This window comes from Inconstantimicrobium porci (genome assembly GCF_009696465.1).
GTDB classification, from domain to species: Bacteria; Bacillota; Clostridia; order Clostridiales; family Clostridiaceae; genus Inconstantimicrobium; species Inconstantimicrobium porci.
The window spans coordinates 141,174-161,712 of record NZ_VULX01000003.1; the positions used below are offsets into that span (position 1 = coordinate 141,174).

The 20,539-nt window shown below is 29.4% G+C and carries 19 protein-coding genes and 1 other annotated feature; of the genes, 13 read left to right on the forward strand and 6 right to left on the reverse strand.

Annotated elements, in window-relative coordinates; translation table 11 throughout:
- Positions 1 to 7 precede the first annotated feature (7 nt).
- Both FYJ33_RS04220 and aspS read left to right on the forward strand, forming a co-directional pair.
- Positions 8 to 2,068: a methyl-accepting chemotaxis protein gene (locus tag FYJ33_RS04220; RefSeq protein WP_154530516.1), complete on the forward strand. Its 2,061-nt coding sequence runs from the start codon at positions 8 to 10 to the stop codon at positions 2,066 to 2,068.
- A 37-nt stretch (positions 2,069 to 2,105) separates the two neighbouring features.
- Positions 2,106 to 2,326 (forward strand) — a binding site (T-box leader).
- A gap of 326 nt (positions 2,327 to 2,652) precedes the next feature.
- Positions 2,653 to 3,936 carry an aspartate--tRNA(Asn) ligase gene (aspS, locus tag FYJ33_RS04225; protein ID WP_154530517.1) on the forward strand — a complete coding sequence of 428 codons (1,284 nt, stop codon included), beginning with the start codon at positions 2,653 to 2,655 and terminating at the stop codon, positions 3,934 to 3,936.
- Positions 3,937 to 3,999: 63 nt separating this feature from the next.
- Here the strand turns inward: aspS and FYJ33_RS04230 are convergent, their stop codons facing one another.
- Positions 4,000 to 4,551, reverse strand: a complete 552-nt coding sequence (locus FYJ33_RS04230; RefSeq protein ID WP_154530518.1) for a DUF1836 domain-containing protein — start codon at positions 4,549 to 4,551, stop codon at positions 4,000 to 4,002.
- Between the two features lie 152 nt (positions 4,552 to 4,703).
- On the opposite strand from FYJ33_RS04230, the gene FYJ33_RS04235 reads away from it, so the two are divergent.
- A complete protein-coding gene (locus tag FYJ33_RS04235) occupies positions 4,704 to 5,561 on the forward strand; it encodes a tRNA 2-thiocytidine biosynthesis TtcA family protein (protein WP_154530519.1) in 858 nt (285 codons plus the stop codon).
- A 43-nt stretch (positions 5,562 to 5,604) separates the two neighbouring features.
- Here FYJ33_RS04235 and FYJ33_RS04240 read toward each other — a convergent pair whose 3' ends face one another.
- The gene (locus FYJ33_RS04240) at positions 5,605 to 6,966 is read right to left on the reverse strand and encodes a YjiH family protein (RefSeq protein WP_154530520.1); all 1,362 of its coding nucleotides are present in this window, start codon (positions 6,964 to 6,966) and stop codon (positions 5,605 to 5,607) included.
- Between the two features lie 253 nt (positions 6,967 to 7,219).
- Here FYJ33_RS04240 and FYJ33_RS04245 point away from each other — a divergent pair, with 253 nt between their 5' ends.
- The 3 genes from FYJ33_RS04245 (at position 7,220) to FYJ33_RS04255 (ending at position 9,483) form a co-directional block, all read left to right on the forward strand.
- The gene (locus tag FYJ33_RS04245; RefSeq protein ID WP_154530521.1) at positions 7,220 to 7,414 is read left to right on the forward strand and encodes a hypothetical protein; all 195 of its coding nucleotides are present in this window, start codon (positions 7,220 to 7,222) and stop codon (positions 7,412 to 7,414) included.
- 114 nt (positions 7,415 to 7,528) lie between these two features.
- Positions 7,529 to 9,265 (forward strand): methyl-accepting chemotaxis protein, encoded by a 1,737-nt coding sequence (locus FYJ33_RS04250; RefSeq protein WP_154530522.1) that lies wholly within the window; start codon positions 7,529 to 7,531, stop codon positions 9,263 to 9,265.
- A 17-nt stretch (positions 9,266 to 9,282) separates the two neighbouring features.
- Entirely contained in the window at positions 9,283 to 9,483 is a 201-nt protein-coding gene (locus tag FYJ33_RS04255) for a DUF4250 domain-containing protein (protein ID WP_154530523.1), read from the forward strand.
- Positions 9,484 to 9,814: 331 nt separating this feature from the next.
- Here FYJ33_RS04255 and FYJ33_RS04260 read toward each other — a convergent pair whose 3' ends face one another.
- Positions 9,815 to 10,117, reverse strand: coding sequence for a hypothetical protein (locus tag FYJ33_RS04260; protein ID WP_154530524.1), 303 nt, complete (start codon positions 10,115 to 10,117; stop codon positions 9,815 to 9,817).
- A 90-nt stretch (positions 10,118 to 10,207) separates the two neighbouring features.
- Positions 10,208 to 10,921 (reverse strand): polysaccharide deacetylase family protein, encoded by a 714-nt coding sequence (locus tag FYJ33_RS04265; protein WP_154530525.1) that lies wholly within the window; start codon positions 10,919 to 10,921, stop codon positions 10,208 to 10,210.
- A 176-nt stretch (positions 10,922 to 11,097) separates the two neighbouring features.
- Here FYJ33_RS04265 and FYJ33_RS04270 point away from each other — a divergent pair, with 176 nt between their 5' ends.
- The 3 genes from FYJ33_RS04270 (at position 11,098) to FYJ33_RS04280 (ending at position 12,756) form a co-directional block, all read left to right on the forward strand.
- Entirely contained in the window at positions 11,098 to 11,358 is a 261-nt protein-coding gene (locus FYJ33_RS04270; RefSeq protein ID WP_154530526.1) for a hypothetical protein, read from the forward strand.
- A 106-nt stretch (positions 11,359 to 11,464) separates the two neighbouring features.
- On the forward strand, positions 11,465 to 12,208 hold the full coding sequence (locus tag FYJ33_RS04275; protein WP_154530527.1) for a prealbumin-like fold domain-containing protein: 744 nt from the start codon (positions 11,465 to 11,467) through the stop codon (positions 12,206 to 12,208).
- 95 nt (positions 12,209 to 12,303) lie between these two features.
- Complete coding sequence (locus FYJ33_RS04280; RefSeq protein ID WP_154530528.1) at positions 12,304 to 12,756, forward strand: dUTP diphosphatase; 453 nt, start codon at positions 12,304 to 12,306, stop codon at positions 12,754 to 12,756.
- Positions 12,757 to 12,786: 30 nt separating this feature from the next.
- Here the strand turns inward: FYJ33_RS04280 and abc-f are convergent, their stop codons facing one another.
- Positions 12,787 to 14,721 (reverse strand): ribosomal protection-like ABC-F family protein, encoded by a 1,935-nt coding sequence (abc-f, locus tag FYJ33_RS04285; RefSeq protein ID WP_154530529.1) that lies wholly within the window; start codon positions 14,719 to 14,721, stop codon positions 12,787 to 12,789.
- A gap of 186 nt (positions 14,722 to 14,907) precedes the next feature.
- Between abc-f and FYJ33_RS04290 the strand changes: the two genes are divergently transcribed.
- From FYJ33_RS04290 to FYJ33_RS04300, 3 genes are read left to right on the forward strand one after another with little or no spacing between them, the layout of a single operon-like run.
- Entirely contained in the window at positions 14,908 to 16,146 is a 1,239-nt protein-coding gene (locus FYJ33_RS04290; RefSeq protein WP_154530530.1) for an efflux RND transporter periplasmic adaptor subunit, read from the forward strand.
- The gene (locus FYJ33_RS04295) at positions 16,146 to 16,823 is read left to right on the forward strand and encodes an ABC transporter ATP-binding protein (protein WP_154530531.1); all 678 of its coding nucleotides are present in this window, start codon (positions 16,146 to 16,148) and stop codon (positions 16,821 to 16,823) included. Before FYJ33_RS04290 ends, FYJ33_RS04295 begins: the two co-directional genes overlap by 1 nt.
- Before the next feature lie 24 nt (positions 16,824 to 16,847).
- Positions 16,848 to 18,059 (forward strand): ABC transporter permease, encoded by a 1,212-nt coding sequence (locus FYJ33_RS04300; RefSeq protein WP_154530532.1) that lies wholly within the window; start codon positions 16,848 to 16,850, stop codon positions 18,057 to 18,059.
- Between the two features lie 257 nt (positions 18,060 to 18,316).
- On the opposite strand, the gene FYJ33_RS04305 is transcribed toward FYJ33_RS04300, so the two are convergent.
- Complete coding sequence (locus tag FYJ33_RS04305) at positions 18,317 to 19,081, reverse strand: DUF4397 domain-containing protein (RefSeq protein ID WP_154530533.1); 765 nt, start codon at positions 19,079 to 19,081, stop codon at positions 18,317 to 18,319.
- A 114-nt stretch (positions 19,082 to 19,195) separates the two neighbouring features.
- Here FYJ33_RS04305 and FYJ33_RS04310 point away from each other — a divergent pair, with 114 nt between their 5' ends.
- A complete protein-coding gene (locus FYJ33_RS04310; RefSeq protein ID WP_206046609.1) occupies positions 19,196 to 20,500 on the forward strand; it encodes an aminotransferase class V-fold PLP-dependent enzyme in 1,305 nt (434 codons plus the stop codon).
- Positions 20,501 to 20,539 lie beyond the last annotated feature (39 nt).

Genomic DNA, 20,539 nt, shown 5'->3' on the forward strand with positions numbered 1-20,539 from the left:
AAGAACAATGAAGAAAATAGCACATAAGATAATGCTGGGAATTGTATTATCTTGTTTATTTACTGCTGTTGTATTAACATCAGTAATTAATGTAATAAATAAACAGACAATTAAGACTGAATCAGAAAGCCTTATGATGCAGACAGCAGTAAACAAGGCCCAGGTAATAAATGAAGAATTAAGTACAACTGAATCATATGTAAATAGCCTTACAATGTTGATAGCAAGTACATTAAAGGCTGAAGATATAGAAAAAAACAATGATTATGCTAAAACATATCTTAATACAATAAAACCATATCTTGAAGAAACAATAAATTCAGAAAAGCAGTTCCTTGGTGTAGCAGTAATAATAAATCCAGAGCTTACACAAGAAGCTGATATGATGATTTTTGAAAAAGATACAGCAGGAAGCGTTAAAGCCATTACTGATAAATTCACAAAGCAGGACTTTGTCGATGGCAGTCCTGATATGACATGGTATTATAATCCTGTCAATAAGAAAGCAGCAGTTTGGAGTGATCCACATACTGATAAAAGCTCGGACAGTATCCGTATGGCATATACAAGACCGATATACTCAGGCAATACTTTGATTGGTGTTGTTGCCATAGATTTATTCTTTAATGATTATAAAGACATGATAAATAATATAAAGATGTATGATACGGGATATGCTTTCCTTGTTAACAATGCAGGAAATTATCTTGTAGACAAGAAATATACTGAAAAAGATAATATCAGTGGAACATTAAAGATTAATGTCTCTGATTTAAAGGAGACAGGAATAAAAAGCTATAAGGATAACGGCAGCGAGTCAGTAGCGGCATATTCTAGACTTAAAAATGGTAACATAATGATTGTGTCAGCAAAAGAAAAAGAAATTTTTGCTGGATTATATAAGAATACTAAAGTTTCAATCATCATAACAATAGTACTTTGCTTACTAACTTCAATAATAGCATTATACATAGGTAAAGTAATCAGTGGACCAATAATTACTATAACAGATGATGTTAATAAGATTGCGGATCTTGATTTTACAGAAAATGAAAAGATGCAGATGATTAATACACTGACAGATGAAACTGGTGTTATCGGCAGGGCTGTTCTTAACTTAAAGGGAACTATAAAAGATACAGTAAGTAATATACAGCAGTGTTCTAATGAAACTGCAGGCCATTCAAATGAATTGGATAAGATTACTGATCAGTTAGTTGAGTCTTTATCTGCTATAAATACTACTGTGGATGAACTGGCTAATGGTGCGGAATCACAAGCTCAGGAAGCACAGGGAAGTATTGAAAAACTTCATGGATTATCAGATACAGTAGATAAGATGAACAAGATAATTAATGAATTTAATGATAAGTTTACTGAAGCTAAAAAGAGCAATACGATAGGAATAAACTCTGTAAACATATTAGTAGATAAGATTTCTACTACAACAAGTATTGAAGAACAGACAAGTATGAGCGTTAAACAGCTTTCTAAAAAATCAGAATCAATAGGTAATATAGTTTCATCAATTAATGAAATTGCACAGCAGACAAATTTACTTGCATTAAATGCAGCAATTGAAGCAGCAAGAGCTGGTGAAGCTGGAAGAGGATTTGGTGTTGTTGCAGAAGAAATAAGAAAGCTTTCAGAGCAGACAAATTCAGCAACTACTGAAATTGAGAATATAATAAAAGAAGTATATGACGAAATTAAGAATACAGAAAATAACATGAATAAATCAACTGAAACTATTGATCATGTTAATAATGCAATCAGTGATGTAAAAACATCATTTGACAGTATTATGGTTTCATTTAGTAATATGGAGCAGAAACTATCATCTTTAAATGACGGTGTTAATTCTATAGAAGAAAATAAAAATGATGTATTTGATGCTATTGAAGGTATTACGTCAATATGCGAGCAGTCAGCAGCTGGTACTGAAGAAATTTCAGCTACAGTAAATGAAGAATTAAATTCAGTAAGACATGTTAGTGAACTTATCAAATCTCTTAACTCACTTGTATATAGATTAGAAGATATGATAAGCAGATTTAAGATTAATTAAAGCTATTGACATATATATATCTAAGGTGTAAAATAAATTTAATTCAATGAAGGAAATAGTAAGCTTTAGTTTAGTATTTTAAGCGAGTAGAGGATGATGGGAGCTCTATAAGAACAGTAAGGCTGAAGACATTCCAGAGAAGCTTATCTGAAATTTAGTAGGGTAAGACGGGCAGCTCCGTTAAAAGTATTTGAGACGACAAAGTTATAATGCTTTGTTAAAATAGAATGGTACCGTGAATATGCTTTCACTTCTATATAAGAAGTGAAAGCTTTTTTTATAACCATCTAATATTATAACTTTTGTCAAAGACAGGGTGGTACCGCGGAAAAATTTTCGCCCCTTGAGTTTAGCGCTGAACTCAAGGGGCTTTTTTTTATAATAATCAGTAATCAAGGATCATTGGTCAATGAAGGTGGTAATTAATGGAAATTCCATCTTTAAGCCTCTAAAATTTAAACATAAGAAAGTTTTAAAGAGGGTTTACCCTCTTTTGGGAACTCCTTTCAGAGTTCAATCCTGAATTGATTATCGATTATTGATTGTTGGTAATTGATCAATAATTAATATTAGGAGGTACAGATATGAATAGAACTATGATTAATAAATTAAACAATTATATTAATAAAAAAGTTACTGTAAAGGGATGGATTCACAGAATTAGAAAGCTAAAATCTATTACTTTTATAGTTGTCAGGGATAGAACAGGACTTTTGCAGTGTGTTGCAGATAATAAAAAGATAGACTGTGAAAATATGAAATGTGAAGATGTAGTATCTATAGAAGGTCTACTTGTGAAAAGCAGGAATGATTTAAATCCTTTTGAACTGCAGATAGAAAGTGTAGAGATATTAAATACTTCTGAAGTGCTGCCAATAGAAATAAATAAGGAAAACCTTGATGTTAATCTTGATACGATGCTTAATAACAGGATGCTCAGCCTTAGAAATAAGAAAGAAGCAGATATATTTAAAGTCCAGAATGCTATAGTTGATGGCTTTAGAAAGTTTCTTAAGGAAAGAGAATTTACTGAGATATTTTCACCTAAAATAATTAAGGAAGGCGTTGAAGGTGGTACTGAACTTTTTGAAGTAAAGTATTTTGAAAATAAGGCTTATCTTGCTCAAAGCCCTCAGTTTTATAAACAGATGATGGTAGGTGCAGGGTTTGAAAGGGTTTTTGAAGTGGCCCAGGTTTATAGAGCTGAAGAGCACAATACAAACAGGCATTTAAATGAATATGTTAGTATGGATCTTGAGATGGGATTTATAGATAATGAATATGATTTGATGAAGCTTGAAGAAGAAATGATAAAGTTTATCATCGATAAAATAAAAGATGAATGTAGTTCTATTGAAGGTATAGAAAATATTATACCTGAAATAAAATATGAGATACCTAAAATTGAATTTAATGATGTAATCAGTATTATGGCTAAGGAATATAATAAGACAGATTTAGAAGGAGATCTTGATCCTGATGCTGAAAAATTAATTTGTAAGTATGCTGAAGAAAAATACAACTCTGAATTTGTTTTTGTTACAAATTACCCTAGAAATAAACGTCCTATGTATACAATGATGAAAGGCGAAAATGGAACACATAGTTTTGACCTTTTATGCAGAGGTACTGAAATAACAACAGGTGGGCAGAGAATTCATAATTATAATATGCTGGTTGAAAACATGAAGTATAAAAATCTTAATCCTGATAATTATAAGTCATATCTTGAGAACTTCAGATATGGTATGATACCACATGGTGGTCTAGCAATTGGACTTGAAAGAATAACATGTAAATTCTTAAAGCTAGATAATGTAAGAAGGGCTAGTTTTGTGCCTAGAGATAGGACACGACTTGTTCCTTAAGAAAGACTAATAAGAAAAATTACAATTAATAAAAATACTTTTCACAAAAACAAAAGATACGCATTATTTCTGAGGCGTATCTTTTTTATTAATATTGTTATCAAGAAGATTGATAGCTAATTTTTTGTACATATTAGATTTGTTGATTAATGATAATATAAAAAGTGGAAGATTATCAGGAGCATCATTTTCATTTATTACTGTGCTTATTTCATTTTTAAAATCAATAAAGTCAGAATTTGTTCTATTTAAAAAGCTGTTATAGAACTGTATTAAATCGTCATTGGTATCTTTTATTTCATATAATAAAGTTTTTATGTCGGAAATTGATAAGCTTTGTTTTAAATTATAGATTAATATAAGCAGTAGAATATTTTCTCTTGAATATTTTTTATTAGTAATTGGCTGTAAGAGTTTATCTTTAGCATAATTATTAATCATTGTTTTTGTTAAAAGCTTATCATCATCAAATCTCTTGCCATTAGATAATTTGTTTTCAAACAAAGTTATAACCTGGTCCATATATAAATCAAGATCAGGAATTTCATTCAAGTTAATTGTATCTTTTAAAGAAAGAGAATCTATTAATTTTAATAAATCATTATTATCTGTCATACTGTATTCACCTACCTTATGTAGTTACAAAAACCACTTAATGATATATCTATATAATAAAACATTTCAATTTAAAATTCAACTCTAAAATATTGCAATAATACTTTAAAGCATTTAGAATGTATAAGTAGATTAAAATAGAGGTGATTTTTATGAGCGATATAGCAGGAAAAGGCTGCGACATTTTAGTACCATTTAATGAAAGAAAACCACTTCCTGAAATAGAGAGAAGTATTATAAAAAAATATAGAAAACATATATGGACAAAGTTTACAAGAGCAATTAATGATTATGAACTTGTAAAAGAAGGGGATAAAATTGCAGTTGCTGTGTCTGGCGGTAAAGACAGTATGCTTATGGCGAAGCTTTTTCAAGAACTCAAAAGACATGGGCGTGTTAATTTTGAACTTGTATTCTTATGCATGGATCCAGGCTATCATGAAAACATAAAAGAGTTATTGATAGATAATTGTAATTACTTAAATATACCTTTACAGATATATGACTCAAACATATTCGAAGTTGTAGACAGAATAGCTAAAGATTATCCTTGTTATATGTGTGCAAGAATGAGAAGAGGAGCATTATACTCAAAGGCTCAGGAATTAGGATGTAATAAAGTTGCATTAGGACATCATTTCAACGATGTTATTGAAACAACAATGCTTAATGTTTTATATGCAGGTAATTTCAAGACTATGCTTCCAAAGCTTAAAGCAAAGAATTTTGAGAATATGGAACTTATAAGACCTATGTATTATATAGAAGAATCTTATATTAAGAGGTTTACTCAAAATGCAGGTATCTGGCCGTTAAACTGTGCATGCATGATAGCTGCTAAAAAAGTTGGTAATAAGAGATATGAAATAAAGGAATTGATTGCCAATCTTAAAAAGACATTCCCGGATGTTGACAAATCAATTTTCAAGTCAGCAGAGAATGTAAGTATGGATGCTATACTAGGATGGGAAAAAGGAAAAGAAAAACATTCATTTTTAGAAGATTTCTAAATAACTAAATAAAAAAACGGAGGTTTATACCTCCGTTTTTTATTTAGAATAACATGTGAGCAATTAATGATGCTATTGGTAGTGTTATCAGTGTTCTTTCTAAGAATATTATGAAAAGGTCTTTTATGTTTACAGGAATCTTTGATGCCAGTAAAAGTCCTCCAACTTCAGACATATAAATAAGCTGTGTTACAGATGTACAGGCTACTATAAATCTTGTCATAGGGTTAGCAATAGTACTACCGATAACTGAAGGTATAAACATATCCGTAAAACCTACAATTAAAGTTTTTGATGCAAGAGCTGCATCAGGAATATGTAACAACTTAAGTAGTGGAATAAATGGCAGACCAAGATATTCAAAAATATGAGTATATTCTGCAAGTATCAGTGCGATAGTACCCATACCCATAACGACAGGCAGTACACCAATCCACATATCAAGTACATTTTTTATACCATCAATCAGGAATTCTTTCATTCCTTTATTATTATTAACTTTTTCTAGAGCTTTGCTTATTCCATAAGAAAATGTAGTATGATTTTCTGGTACAATTTCGTTATCTTTTTTCTTTTCTCCATTAATATATGTATCTGGAATTTTTGATAATGGTGGAATTCTAGGGGTAATTACTGCAGCTACAATTCCAATAAAAGTTACAGTAATATAAAAAGGAACAAACATATCTTCAAGACCTACCTGAGCTATTACTACAAGGCAGAAAGTAATTGATACTACTGAGAAGTTTGTACCAATAATTGCTGCTTCCTTTTTAGAGTAGAAGCCGTGCTCATACTGTTTGCTAGTCAGAAGTACGCCAATAGTTCCGTCACCAAGCCATGAAGTTATACAGTCGATTGATGATCTTCCTGGTAGTGAGAATATTGGACGCATAACTTTTGATAATAGTGTTCCAACAAACTCAAGAAGACCAAAATCGAGTATTAATGGTAATAGAAGTCCTGCAAATAAAAATACAGCGAAAAGTGTAGGTAGAAGACTATATAATAGAGTACCACCTGTTGAATCTGAATATATAAAATCAAATCTGAATTTATATATTGTGATTATTGCAAGTATTGCACCAATAATACGTAAAGAAAACCATAGGGGGCTTACATTAAAAAGTCCATTTAAATATTTATTATTGATAATAAATTTTGGTTTGAATATTTTTGAGATTATTGCTAAAGCTGCACTTATTGATATTATAACCACTGAAATTATGGGCAAATATTCACCTAATAATGAAATGATTAATTTTGAAAATATTGCTACAGGTATAGTTAATGATCCATTCCATGGAATAGGTATCATAAATAAAAAAACTCCAAGTAGCGATGGAATTATAAATTTTAATGTTTTTTGAAAGTCGTGATTTTCCTCTTTTGCAGTTTTATTCATATATTTCTCCTTTGTTGTATATTAATTCATATAATTCACTTTGTATTGCTAATGAATGCATAAATATTAATTTGCGTAACATAATAATACATTATTTTTGCATAAATTGAAAGAGAAATTTTTAATGAAATATAATATTGCAATATTTTATGATTATTTTTAAAAATATCTTGGCTGTATACAATAGGTATTTTTATGTTGATAATAGTATATTTGAGGTATTATAATCATCTATGGGAGTGAGGTGAGAACAATGGAAATACAGGTTTTTGTTAAAGGAAAGAAAGAACCTATAATATATAAGGGTGACAGAATAGATGTACTCGATTTAGAACTTCAAGGAAATAATTACAAACAAATCAGATGTTTTAAAAAAGGATTTAGTAAAAGTGAACTTATTCAGTCTGATATAATATTAAGAATAAAAGAAAATTTAAAGCAAAAATAAATTTATTAAAAATTGTAATTTTATGATATATTTTATAGATTTCGAGATGATTAAGTTATATAATAGATTATATGTAGAAAATAATTACAAAACATCAAAAGAGGTTGGGATATTATGAAAGAGATGAAGTTACGTAATCATAATAATAAAGAAAAACTTAATCATGGAAAAAGAAATATAAAGCTTGTTACAATTATTTTGATTATAGGGATTTTAATTGTATTATGTAATGAATCATTAGCATTCTTTAATTTTGTATCTTTTAACAAGGTATCTAAAAGTACTGAAACAGTGTTTAAAGAGAATCTAGCTAAAATTGATAATATTAATTCTATGCTTATATCAATCAATAAGATTAAAACGAATACTGTTGACAATATGTCATTATTTTCAGCTGGTATAATTAAAAAAGAACGTACTTTACTTGCTAAATCACTGGATTTATTAATAAAATGTAAGAGTAACAGTGCAGAAGAAGATAACTTTATAATTACTATGCCATCAAAATTTAATTCTTATTTCAGTAATTTAGATAATATGGTTAAGAACGTTGAAAGTGATAAGGAAATAGATAATTTAAATTTGCTTAACGCAAAGTCTATTGCCGATTCAATAACAACTAACCTAGAAAATTACAATACAATAGTTCAGAAAGAAATAAATAGTTCATCAGCTTTATTAGTGTCACAAGCTCGATACAGTAAATATATTAATATAATTATGAGCCAGGTAGTGGTGGCAATAATAATAGTTGTTTTTGCATTTTTTATTAAGGAAATTAATAAGGCATTGAAGGACTTCCAGGCTATACTTGAAGAAGTTAAACGAGGAAATCTTGCTGTAGATGTGGATTGTAATGGTAAAAACGAATTTGCAATTATGAGACGAGAATTAAAAAGCAGCTTGGATGCAATAATCCTGCTTATTAATAAATTCAAGAAAGGTACTGATACAATTGATGATAGAGTCATGTCATTATCTGCTGTGTCTGAAGAAATGGCAGCTTCAGCTGAACAGGTAAATAATTCAATACTTCAGGTGTCAAAAGGTTCAGAAAGTCAGACAAATGATCTTGTAGAAATCGTAAATCTTATTAAAGATTTTACTGTTACCTTAAAAGAAGTTGTAGGAAGAATAAATGTTGTACATAATAATGCTTCTGATGCATCAAAAGTAGCTAATGTAGGAGGCAGTGAGTTGAACAAACTGATAGCTTCATTGGAAACAGTTCAGAGTGATTTCAAAAGTATGACTGAAAGAGTTACAGAACTTGATACTAGTGTGAATAAAATAAATGAGATTACAGAACTTATTAATGGAATAACGGATCAGACTAATTTATTAGCATTGAATGCTGCTATTGAAGCTGCTAGGGCTGGAGATGCTGGTAAGGGATTTGCAGTGGTTGCAAATGAAATTAGGAGACTGGCAGAACAGAGTAAGAATGCACTCGAAGAGATAAATTCAATTGTAAAAGGTATTAAAGTTGAAACTAAAGAGGTTATTATTGACAGTAATAATTTAGGACAATCTTTTAAACATCAGGAAAAAACAATTAGGGATTCTATAAAATCATTTAGCGAAATAGTTCAATCAGTAAGTAATATAGTCCCACTTGTTGAAAATGTAAAGAGTTTTATAAATGAACTTGAAAGAAAGAATAACTCAATAGCTAATAAAACTGAAAATGCAACAGCTGTTGCACAGGAAAATCTGGCAACCTCAGAGGAAATTACAGCTTCTACCTCAGAAATGAGCAAATCTGCTGAAGATGTGGCTGATACTGCAAATACTTTGACAAAGATTGTTTCAGATACTCTTGATAATATTAATAATTTTAAAATAGATTAATTACAGAGGAGAAAGATATGGAAATAACAAACGAATTAGTGTCACAAATGGATCCATTTATGCTTTTAAGCGTTATTAATATGAAACTTAGGGATTTTTACTCAAGTTTAAATGACTTATGTGAAGATAATGATATAGATAAATCATTATTAGTTTCTAGATTTGAAAATATAAATTATGAATATTCAGAAAATCTTAATCAAATTGTTGCAAAATAGTTATCTTGATATGTTATTATTATATTAATAAATTATCAAGATTGGAGATTTTATAAATGAAAAAAAGTAAAAGCATAATTTTAGCTATAGCATCAGTAGTGCTAGTAGCTAGTATTGTAAAAGATAAACGTAAAAAGACAAATCAGCTAAATAAATAATATTCAGCTGATTTTGTTGCAAGCTTATTATACCAGTTAGGAGATTTGTAATAGAAGAATATTTGGAAAATGTAGCAAGATGCTTTAGATTGGTATTGAAAAGTTTAATATAGCATTTTACATAAACAAAAATTCGATCAATATACGATGTTTATATTGATCGAATTTTTGTTTTATAGGTAATTGAATTTAATTAAAACTTCTTTGATTTCACCTTTGCTGTTTTTTCTTATTTTAAAATCTTTTATATCTTTAAAATTGTTATCGACCTGAAATGTTAACTCATGGATCATAGCTTTTGCCTTTTTAGCTAAATCACCATCTTCAACAACTACAAATCTTTCTTTCTTTGTTGTAATTTCATCTTGTAAGTTATCAACAATAACATAGTATTTATCGCCTTCCTCTACAACAGAGTATTCTTTTCCAACTGTAAGATTTTCGCAGAATGTATTGTCTATGCATCTAACCTTCATAATTAACCCCTCCATATTATAAGTAAATATTGTATTTATATTTAATATAACACATTAAAGTTAATAATTGAATAGTGAGAAGTTATAAAATTATTTTTTCTTTATAATTCTGTATAATTCTTCAGTATCATCAGAAATGGTCTTAAAAGTATAACCATTTTTCTTATAATACTGTATAACTTCATTAAGTGCAGCTGCAGAATTTTTATTGTTGTATCCTGAATGCATAAGAACTACTGCAGTTTTTTTTGTGCTTTGAGCTCTTTTTGCTATTTTGCTTGGTGATAGTTTAGGATATAGTCCGTCTGTGGAATCAACATTCCATTCATAGACTTTAAGATTTTTTGAATGGATTTTATTAAGCATTGATTTAGTCAACTTGAAATAACTGCTGTTGCATCCAAAAGGAAATCTTAGAATATTAGTTGTAACACCACAGGCATTTTTTATAGAATTCTGGCACTCAGCCATTTCTTTGAAAAAATCGCCATTAGGACCATATAGTTTACAATGATCATGAGTATAAGAATGTAGACCTACTGCATTACCATCAGATACCATTTGCTTTATAATTTCCTGTTGATTATTGTCTATTTGTTCACCTATAAGAAAGAATGTAGCATTGACATTATTGTCTTTAAGTGTTTTCAGCATATCTTTAGTTACCTTTCCACCAGGAGCATCATCAAATGTCAAGTAGACGATTTTTTTAGTTTCTGTTGTTTTAGACGCTTTTTCAATTTCTGAATTTGATGGTGTTATGAATAACATAAAAACTAGAAATAAAGATATAATATTTTGCATTTTATCAGCTCCTTTTTAAGATCCTATTCACTATTTTAGTATTAACTTAAAATCATTAATATATTAAAAAATTAAATTTTACTAAGATTAGTAATTTAAAATTAAGCAAACATTAATACATTATTCATAATATAATGTTATAATAGAGAAAAATAAGATTAAGTGAGGACATAATTATGGATAAGTTTATAAATTCTCTAATAATTGTAGTAGTTGTTTGCATAGTACTTTTATTAGTTACAAAGCTACTTTTATTTTTCTTGCCAATTATTCTTATAGCAGTTGCAGTAATATGGATTTATAAAAAATTTAAGAATAAATTTAATAATGGTTACACAAAAAACGTTGATGATATAGAGTATATGAGTTCTCAACAAAGCGGTGATGTGGACAACAATTCAGAAGTAATTGATGTTGATTATAAAGATGTTCAATAATAATAAAAAATCATTATGTAAATAATGATTTTTTATTTTATAAATCACAATATATATTTATGATTAATATTATGTATTGATAGATTAATCAGGAGGTAATTATATATTGGGTAATGATAATGAAAACAGTGGTACTGAAGGTTTTGATAAAGATAATTCGCTAAATAGTAGATATAAAAAGGGTGTGCTAATTATAAATTCCTACATTAAGCAGAAGGACTCTATAGTCCCTTTTAAAGTAAAGTTTAGAATATATAGACTATCAGGAATTAAACCTGAACTAATATATTATGGTGTTACTGATGATTATGGAAAGGCCAGAATCAGTAGTCTGGACTTTGGCTATTATAGATTAATAGAAGTAGTTGATTCTAAGAGAATAAAACCTAAATATATACCTTGGAATGAATTTGAGATAAATAATAATAATCTATGTATTCATGTAAATATAGAAAACAGAAATAGAAATGCTAATGTTAAATATGAAGAGAGAAAACATGAAACTATCAAAGAAGAAAAGGATTCTCATGAATATCAAAACTTAAAGAATAATATTAAAGGAAGTATTATCGTTAAGTCTATGTTTAAAAGCAAGACTAATGAGCCTTTATCAGGTACTGAATTTTCAATATTTAGGGTTACAAATATGAAAATACAGCTTGTTGATTCTAAAACAACAAATGGTAATGGAATAGCTCATTTTACGAATTTGTACAGTGGTAAATATTTGATAGTTGAAAAAATAAACAAGAATATTTTTAATAAACCTGTTTATTTGAATGGGCAGGTTGTCTCATTGGATAAAGATAAGAAAGATGTAGGTGTTCTTGTAATAAATAGTTTAAAGTAGCAGATAAAAAAGTCTGCTGCTTTATATTTTATCTTGTTATAATTAGGGATCTGTATTATAATAATCAAAAAATGTAATAAAGGATGATATTAATTATGAAGATTAGAATAAAGTATTTTGAAGGCGCTACTAAGCTTAAGAAAATTGCAAAAGGAAACTGGATAGATGTATATTCTAGTAAAGAACTTTTTGTGCCAGAAGGTGACAGAGCGATGATACCGTTAGGTTTTGCTTTAGAACTACCATCAGGTTATGAAGCACATCTAGCACCTAGAAGTTCAACATTTAAGACATGGGGAATAATACAGACAAATTCAGTTGGTGTAGTTGATGATACATATATAGGTGATAATGATCAGTGGCATATTCCTGTTTACTGTTTAAAAGGTCATGATTCAAAAGATGGAGTTACAGGAACGCTTATTAAATGTGGTGATAAAATAGGCCAGTTTAGAATAATGGAAGTTATGCCTGAACTTGAATTCGAAGAAGTTGAATCATTTGGCAATCAGGATAGAGGTGGATTTGGAACAACAGGAACACGTTAAATGAATAAAAAAGGGCTTTATAGCCTTTTTTTATTCACTTAGCTTTGCTTCTAAAGTTTCCCATTCACTATAAAGCTCTTCAATTTCAGCATTTGTAGCAGTAATTTCTTTATTAACTTTCTCGGCTTCTGACGGGTTTGAGTATACTTCTTCAAGACATAACTTGTTGTTTAATTCTTCAAGTGCTTCTTCTTTTTGAGCAATTAATTTCTCAACATCTCTAAAACGCATCTTTAGTTTTTTAAGTTCTTTTTCAGATTCTCTTTTTTTCTTCTTTTCTACTTTAATTTGTGTTTTTGTTTTACCAGATGTTTCTTTATCATTTAATGAGTCGAATCTTGTTGGATTATTCTTTTTATCTATATAATAGCTGTAATTTCCTAAATAAGTTTTTATGCCATCTTCGTTTAATTCATATATTTTTTCAATTACTTTGTTTAAGAAGTATCTGTCATGTGAGATTATTAAAAGAGTGCCATCATAACTTAATATAGCATCTTCTAAAGCTTCTCTTGAAAGAATATCAAGATGGTTTGTAGGCTCATCTAGAAGCAGGAAGTTTGACTTAGAAAGCATAAGCTTTAAAAGATTAATTCTGCATCTTTCTCCACCACTTAATGTGCTTATTTTCTTAAATACATCATCGCCCTTAAATAAGAATGAAGCTAGAACAGTTCTGATATCAGTTGTAGTAAGGTTAGGATAATCATTCCATACCTCATCGATAATAGTATTTTCAAGGTTAAGGTCAGACTGTTCTTGATCGTAGTATCCTATATTAACATTTCTACCTATAACTTTTGCACCTTCATCAGCGGGCAATTTATCCATAAGTATCTTGAAAAGAGTAGTCTTACCACGTCCGTTTTCACCTATTAAGGCAATCTTTTCGCCTCTTTTAATGTCCATATTAAGATTCTTGAATAAAAGTTTGTCACCAAAGCTTTTGCTTAAGTTTTCAACATGGAGTACGTCATTTCCACTCTTTACTTGAGTTTCAAATTTTATCTTCGTAGAAGAAGTATGCACAATTGGTGATTCAAGACGTTCAATCTTATCGAGAGCTTTTTCTCTACTTTCAGCGGCTCTGATACTTTTCTCTCTGTTGAATGATCTGAATTTTTCAATAATAGCTTCCTGTCTTTTAATTTCTGCCTGCTGGATGTTATATGCCTTTATTTGTGCTTCAATATCTTTCTCACGAAGTTCAAGGAATTTAGTGTAAGAAGCGTTATAGTGATATATTTTTCCGCCTCTTAATTCAAAAGTAGATGTTGTAACTGAATCTAGGAAATATCTATCATGAGATATAGTGATTACTGTACCTTTATAACTCTTAAGATATTCTTCCAGCCATTCAATAGCTTCAAGATCAAGGTGGTTTGTAGGTTCATCGAGCATAATTATGTCTGGCTTTACAAGAAGCAGCTTACACAGTGCAACTCTTGTTTTTTGGCCACCGCTTAGTGTAGAAATAATTTTATCATAATCATTTTCAGTAAAGCCAAGACCTTTGATGACCTTTGAAATCTCTGCCTTATATGTATATCCTCCACGTTTTTCATAGAGTTCCTGTGCTAAAGTATAATCATTTATTAGTTTATTGTGATAAGTAGAGTTATTTTCATCATATGGTTCATTAAGCTTTTTTTCTAAGGAGATTATTTTGTTCTCTAAATCAATAAGATTTTGAAATACAGAAAGCATTTCGTCATATATATTCCTGCATGAGTCTAAATTTAAATGCTGTGAAAGATAACCTATGCTCTTATTTTTGTCGATAAATATTTCACCAGAGTCATAAGATATTTCCTTTGATATTATTTTAAAAAGGGTAGATTTACCTTCGCCGTTGGCACCTATAATACCTACTTTATCGCCTTCATTTATAGAAAATGTTATATTTTTTAGTATTTCATCTATACCATAACTTTTACATAAATCTTTACAACTTAATATAATCATTTTTTTCTCCTTTTTATAAAACAGTACAATTTATTATACTATGGATAATTTTTAAACTCAAATAGTTGTCTTACTACATAAGTTTCCAAGTGATAATAAGAAAGAACAGTATCATTTTTAAAATGTATATTTTTGCGAAAAAAGGTATTAATAAAATATAGTGAATTAACGAAAGGAGAAATCATTATGAAAAAACAAAAGAAGATTTATGCTGCTTTAACTGTTTCTGTTATGGGGCTCTTTGCTGTCTTTTTTTCCGTTTATTATTATACATTGAAGAAAAATACTTATACATTTGTGAAAACTGCAAAAGCATGTTTTGATAATATAGAAGTAAAACTAAGCCTCACAGGAACAATAAAATCAAATAATGAAAGAAAATATTATAGAAACCAGTCAAAGATAAAAAAATTCAATGTTGCTGTAGGTGATGCCGTTAAACGGGGTGATTTGCTGTTTTCATATGATATTAGTGAATATGAATCTGCGCTTAATCAGGCCAAGATAAAATATGACGAGACTATAAATAATAAAAATCTCCTTGAAAAAGAAAAGAAAGCAAATGATGAAAAAGTAGAAGAAATTAATTTAGAGATTAAAAAACTTGAAGATCAGATTGCAGTAAGTACTATTAATCCTAATAATAAAAAATTTTTCTTTAACAAAAAGAAAAGTGCAGCCATTTCAGAAATTGAGAAAGAAATAGAAAAACTAAAATATGAGAGAAAATCAATAAATGAGAAATATGACTTAATGGCTAAGCAGCTAGACAGTGCAATTTCAATAGCTGAAACAGCATATAAAAAGGCAGCAAAAAAACTTGAAGTTAATAGTGGTAAAGTAATTTCTGATATATATGGGGTAGTAACAGATATTAGTTATGATAATAATCTAATTACGAGTATTCAAAATCCTGTGATTACTATTCAAAATCTTGAGGATCTAAAGATAACAGCTGGCCTTAACAGGGACGAAGTCTCTCTTGTGAAATTAGGTCAGAAAGTTGATATAAAATATGGTGAAAAACAATGTAAAGGAAAAGTAGCTTTCATAAATCCTGTTGCTTCAAATCAACCTTCAATCCTGAGCATTACTCAGAATACTGAGCCTAAAGTTAATATTGATATTAGTATTGATGGTTGTCATGATGATATGAAGGTGGATTTCCTTGTAGATGCAGATATATTAATAAACGAAAAGAAAAATGTTATTACAGTGCCTAATGAGTGTATTAAAAATGATGAGGGTAAAAATAGCAAAGTATATGTGTTAAAGGATGGAATGCTTGTAGAGAGAGAAGTTCAAATTGGAGTAGTTTCTGATAATAAAGCAGAAATTATTAGCGGAGTTTCTGAAGGAGAAGAAATTGTGTTAAATCCTGAGGATGATATGAATCTGAAGTGTAGATATAAAGGTGAAGATTGATGATTGAAGCTGAAAACATTACAAAGGTATACAAAACAGGTGCTGTTGAATATAAAGCATTAGATAATGTAAGTCTTACTATAAAACGTGGCGAATTTATCGCCATAATGGGACCTTCTGGATCAGGTAAAAGTACACTTATGAATATTTTAGCTTGCTTAGACAGATTTGATTCAGGAAGATATAAATTAAATGGGAAAGATATCACATTTATGAATGATAATCAACTTGCCAAGATTAGAAATAAGGAGATAGGTTTCGTATTTCAAAATTTTAATCTGCTGCCTAAGCTTAATTTGCTTGAGAATGTGGAATTACCAATGATATATGCTGGTGTAGGAAAAAAAGCACGTCATGATACAGCTATGAAGGCACTTGAAAAGGTTAAGCTTACAAAGTGGTATAAACATAAGCCTTCTGAAATATCAGGGGGACAGCGTCAGAGGGTGGCAATTGCAAGATCACTTGTTAATAAACCTTTTGTTATTATGGCTGATGAACCTACAGGTAATCTTGATTCAGCCGTTAGTATAGAGGTTATGCATATTTTTCAGGAGTTAAATGAAGATGGTGTAACTATTGTAATGGTAACTCATGAAGAGGATATTGCAAGATTTGCACAGAGAATTATCACAGTGAAGGATGGAAGAATAGTTAGTGATGAATCAGCAAATTAATTTTTTGAATAAGAGGTTGAAAATATGAATTTATTTGAAAGCATAAAACTTTCTTTTAAAAGTATAAGAGCCAATAAGATGAGATCTGTATTAACTATGCTAGGAATAATTATAGGTATAGCTTCTGTAATTACCATTCTGTCTCTTGGTGAAGGTGTAAGAGAATCAATGATAGGACAGTTTGATAAGGTAGGGACTACATCTGTTAAAGTAGGTGTAAATTTACTTAATGAAAAATATAGGGAGTCATATGATATAAGAAAAAATGATTATAAGGCTATTAAGGATAATATAAATACTATTCAATATATATCACCTATTCAGGGAAGTAGAGTTAGGGCAGAAAATGGCACAAAATCACGTGATATGTATATTGAGGGGTGTACTGAAGATTTTATAAAGATTATACCACAAAAAATGAAATACGGAAGATTTTTTAATAATAGTGAGGTAGAGAACAGCAGATATTTATGTGTAATTGATGAAAGAAGTGCTAAAAGCTTATTTGGAAGATACAATGTGATTAATGAAACTATAAATATAGGTAGAAATAATAATAAGCGTAAATTTAAAATTATTGGAGTTACGAAAGTATTAAATGGTGAAAGTTTTATGCCTGAAAGTGAGACAGCATTAGTAATGGTACCTATAAGTGCTTTTTCGAAAACACTTGGAGTATCAGAACAATATAATAATTTGGTTTATAAATCAGATAGTAAAGAAAACGTTGAAAGATCAATCAGTGAGATACGGACTTACCTAGAAAAAAAACATAATTGTGTTAATAAAAATATATATATGATAGATAAAGCATCAAATATGCTGGAGCAGGTTGATAAAATAGTATTAATGTTTACTGCTTTTTTAGGAGTAGTTGCAGCAATATCACTAGTTGTAGGTGGAATTGGAGTCATGAATATAATGCTTGTTTCTGTAACTGAGAGAACGCGTGAAATTGGAATAAGAAAAGCGATTGGCGCAAGTACTGCTGCCATCATGGAAGAATTTCTTATTGAGTCACTAATATTAACTGTAATAGGAGGTATTATAGGACTGCTAATTGGAATGATAGGAGGTTATTTTATAGGGAACAAGATTCATATTATGCCGGTTATAACCTTCAGCAAAATATTGGGAGTTTTGCTTTTTTCATCTCTTATAGGCTTGTTTTTTGGAATATATCCAGCAAGAAAAGCAGCAAAAATGAATCCTATAGATGCATTAAGATTTGAATAGAAGAGTAATCAATTATTAAATTCAAATATTTTTTTGTAATAAGAAATATATTTAGATAAGCAGGGATATGTTATAAAATCATAGATTGCAATTCACAGATCACAGATAAAGAGGAAACATCCTAAAGGTAGTTTCTGATAATAATTAGATTTGGATACCTTCTGTGAACTGTGATATGCTATTGAGATATTTTTTTCCAAAGTTAGCTTATAGAGAATACTCATATACAATTTTAAGTATAAGTATATGATAAGCTTTTATATATCTCTAAATATAAGCAGTTGATGTGAACCAGAAAGATCCGCACGTCCGATGGCAAATATTGTGTGGTAGGCACCGGATGCTAGAGAAACATTAGGAGCAATTAATTTCTTCAAACTATAATCCTTTGGAAATACTTCAAAACTATAGATACCTGGTGAAAGATCTACATAACTTGTAGTTTCACCATATTCAATTTCATTAAATAACTGTTGCTCACTATCTATTGTGACATTTAGCAATGGTGATGACGGAACGAGATTACTGAAACGGACATGGATACCCTTATAACTTGTTGTATCTTTGTTTTTGGTTTTTAGCATAAGTATACTTATTTTGCTACTGTTTTCGATTATTGCAAAAGTATAGTGATTATTATTGCATATTTTTGTGTTAGATATAAGAATTGGATTTTGATGGGTTCCTGATTTGTATAATTTTATAGTATAAGTACCAGAAGGTATACAAATATATGATGTCATAGATGTATAATTAATATTTTTCTTAATAAGTTGTGAGTTTATATAAATGTCTATGCTGTTTTTTGAATGTGCTGCATGAAAGAATCTAATATAGGATTGGCTTGATGTATTTCTACTAAGGTTGTCATCAGAAAAAAAAGGTTCTTTCATGATAACTGGTGTGAAAAAGTTGATATTTTTAGTTGGGTTATATAGTTGATTTAAAATTTCTGATGATAAAGGAGCAAAGTTTAAATCCTTTGCATCAGTACCTTCCATGTATTTTTTATCTGGATACATTACATGCCTCCATAAAATATTATATATAAAGTATATGATTTAAAATAGCAAAATATATTATTTTTTGTATCCATCTAGAATTATCTACAATAATATATAGTGGAGGTAATGTATATGTTGGATAAGGATATTATTAATTGCAGAGATACTATTGTGGGTATAGATACTTTAGTTAAAAATATCTATGGAGAAGATACTAAATATATTAATTTCGATAATGCTGCAACTACGCCGCCATTTAAAAATATTTTTGATGAGTTAGAAAAATATATGAATTATTACGCTTCAGTTGGAAGAGGAGTGGGATACAAATCTAAGATATCCTCTGATTTATATAATAAATCAAGACAGAGAGTAAAAAAATTCTTTGATATAAATGATGAAAGATATACTGTTATTTATAGTATGAATACTACCCAGTCAATTAATATATTAGCAAATGCTTTAGTTAAGAGCAAAAAAGATATAGTTATTTCAACTAGGATGGAACATCATTCAAACGATTTGCCTTGGAGAAAGTATGCGACTGTTAAATATGTTGAGGTTGATGAAAAAGGAAAACTAAAGGTGGAACAATTCGAGAAGCTATGTAAAAAATATTTAGGAAAAGTTAAGGTGGTTACAGTTACAGGGGCATCTAATGTAACTGGATATATTAATGATGTTCACTATATAGCAAAGATAGCTCATAAATATAATGCGGTTATTGTTGTGGATGGAGCACAGCTTGTTCCACACAAGAAAATAAATATTTTAGGAAGTTGTAAAGAAGAAGAAATTGATTTTATGGTATTTTCTGCACATAAAATGTATGCGCCTTTTGGAACAGGAGTAATAGTTGGAAAGATTGATAGGTTCAATGAAAAGTACCCATTTATTTCTGGGGGAGGGACTGTAGATATTGTAGGCCATGACAGGGTGTTCTGGCTTAAGGCACCTAAAAAAGAAGAGGGAGGAACACCTAATGTTGCAGGAGTATTATCACTTATTACTGCAATGGATGATATGGAGAATATAGGACTCGATAAAATTGAGTTACAGGAAAATCTGCTGAAAGATTATTTTACAGAAAAAATCATGAAGATTCCAGAGGTGACATTGTATTATGACCCAGATGATAAGAAAAGAGTTTCAGTATGCTGCTTTAATATAAAGGGGCATAGACATCAGGAACTCGCGGAGTATCTTGGTAACAAGGAGTGTATTGGCATAAGGACAGGATGTTTTTGTGCACAGCCTTATGTAAAAAAGTTGCTTGGTATAAAAGATAGTGATACATTCATTTTTGCATCTGATAAATCACTTTATACACCAGGCATGATAAGAGTAAGCTTTGCGTTTTATAATACAGTTGAGGAGATAGATTATTTTATTGAGGCAGTTAAAAGATTCATTAAAATAACAGCTGATAAAAAGTAATTGTATATAAAACTTCATAAAGAAGGACTGCCCAAAATA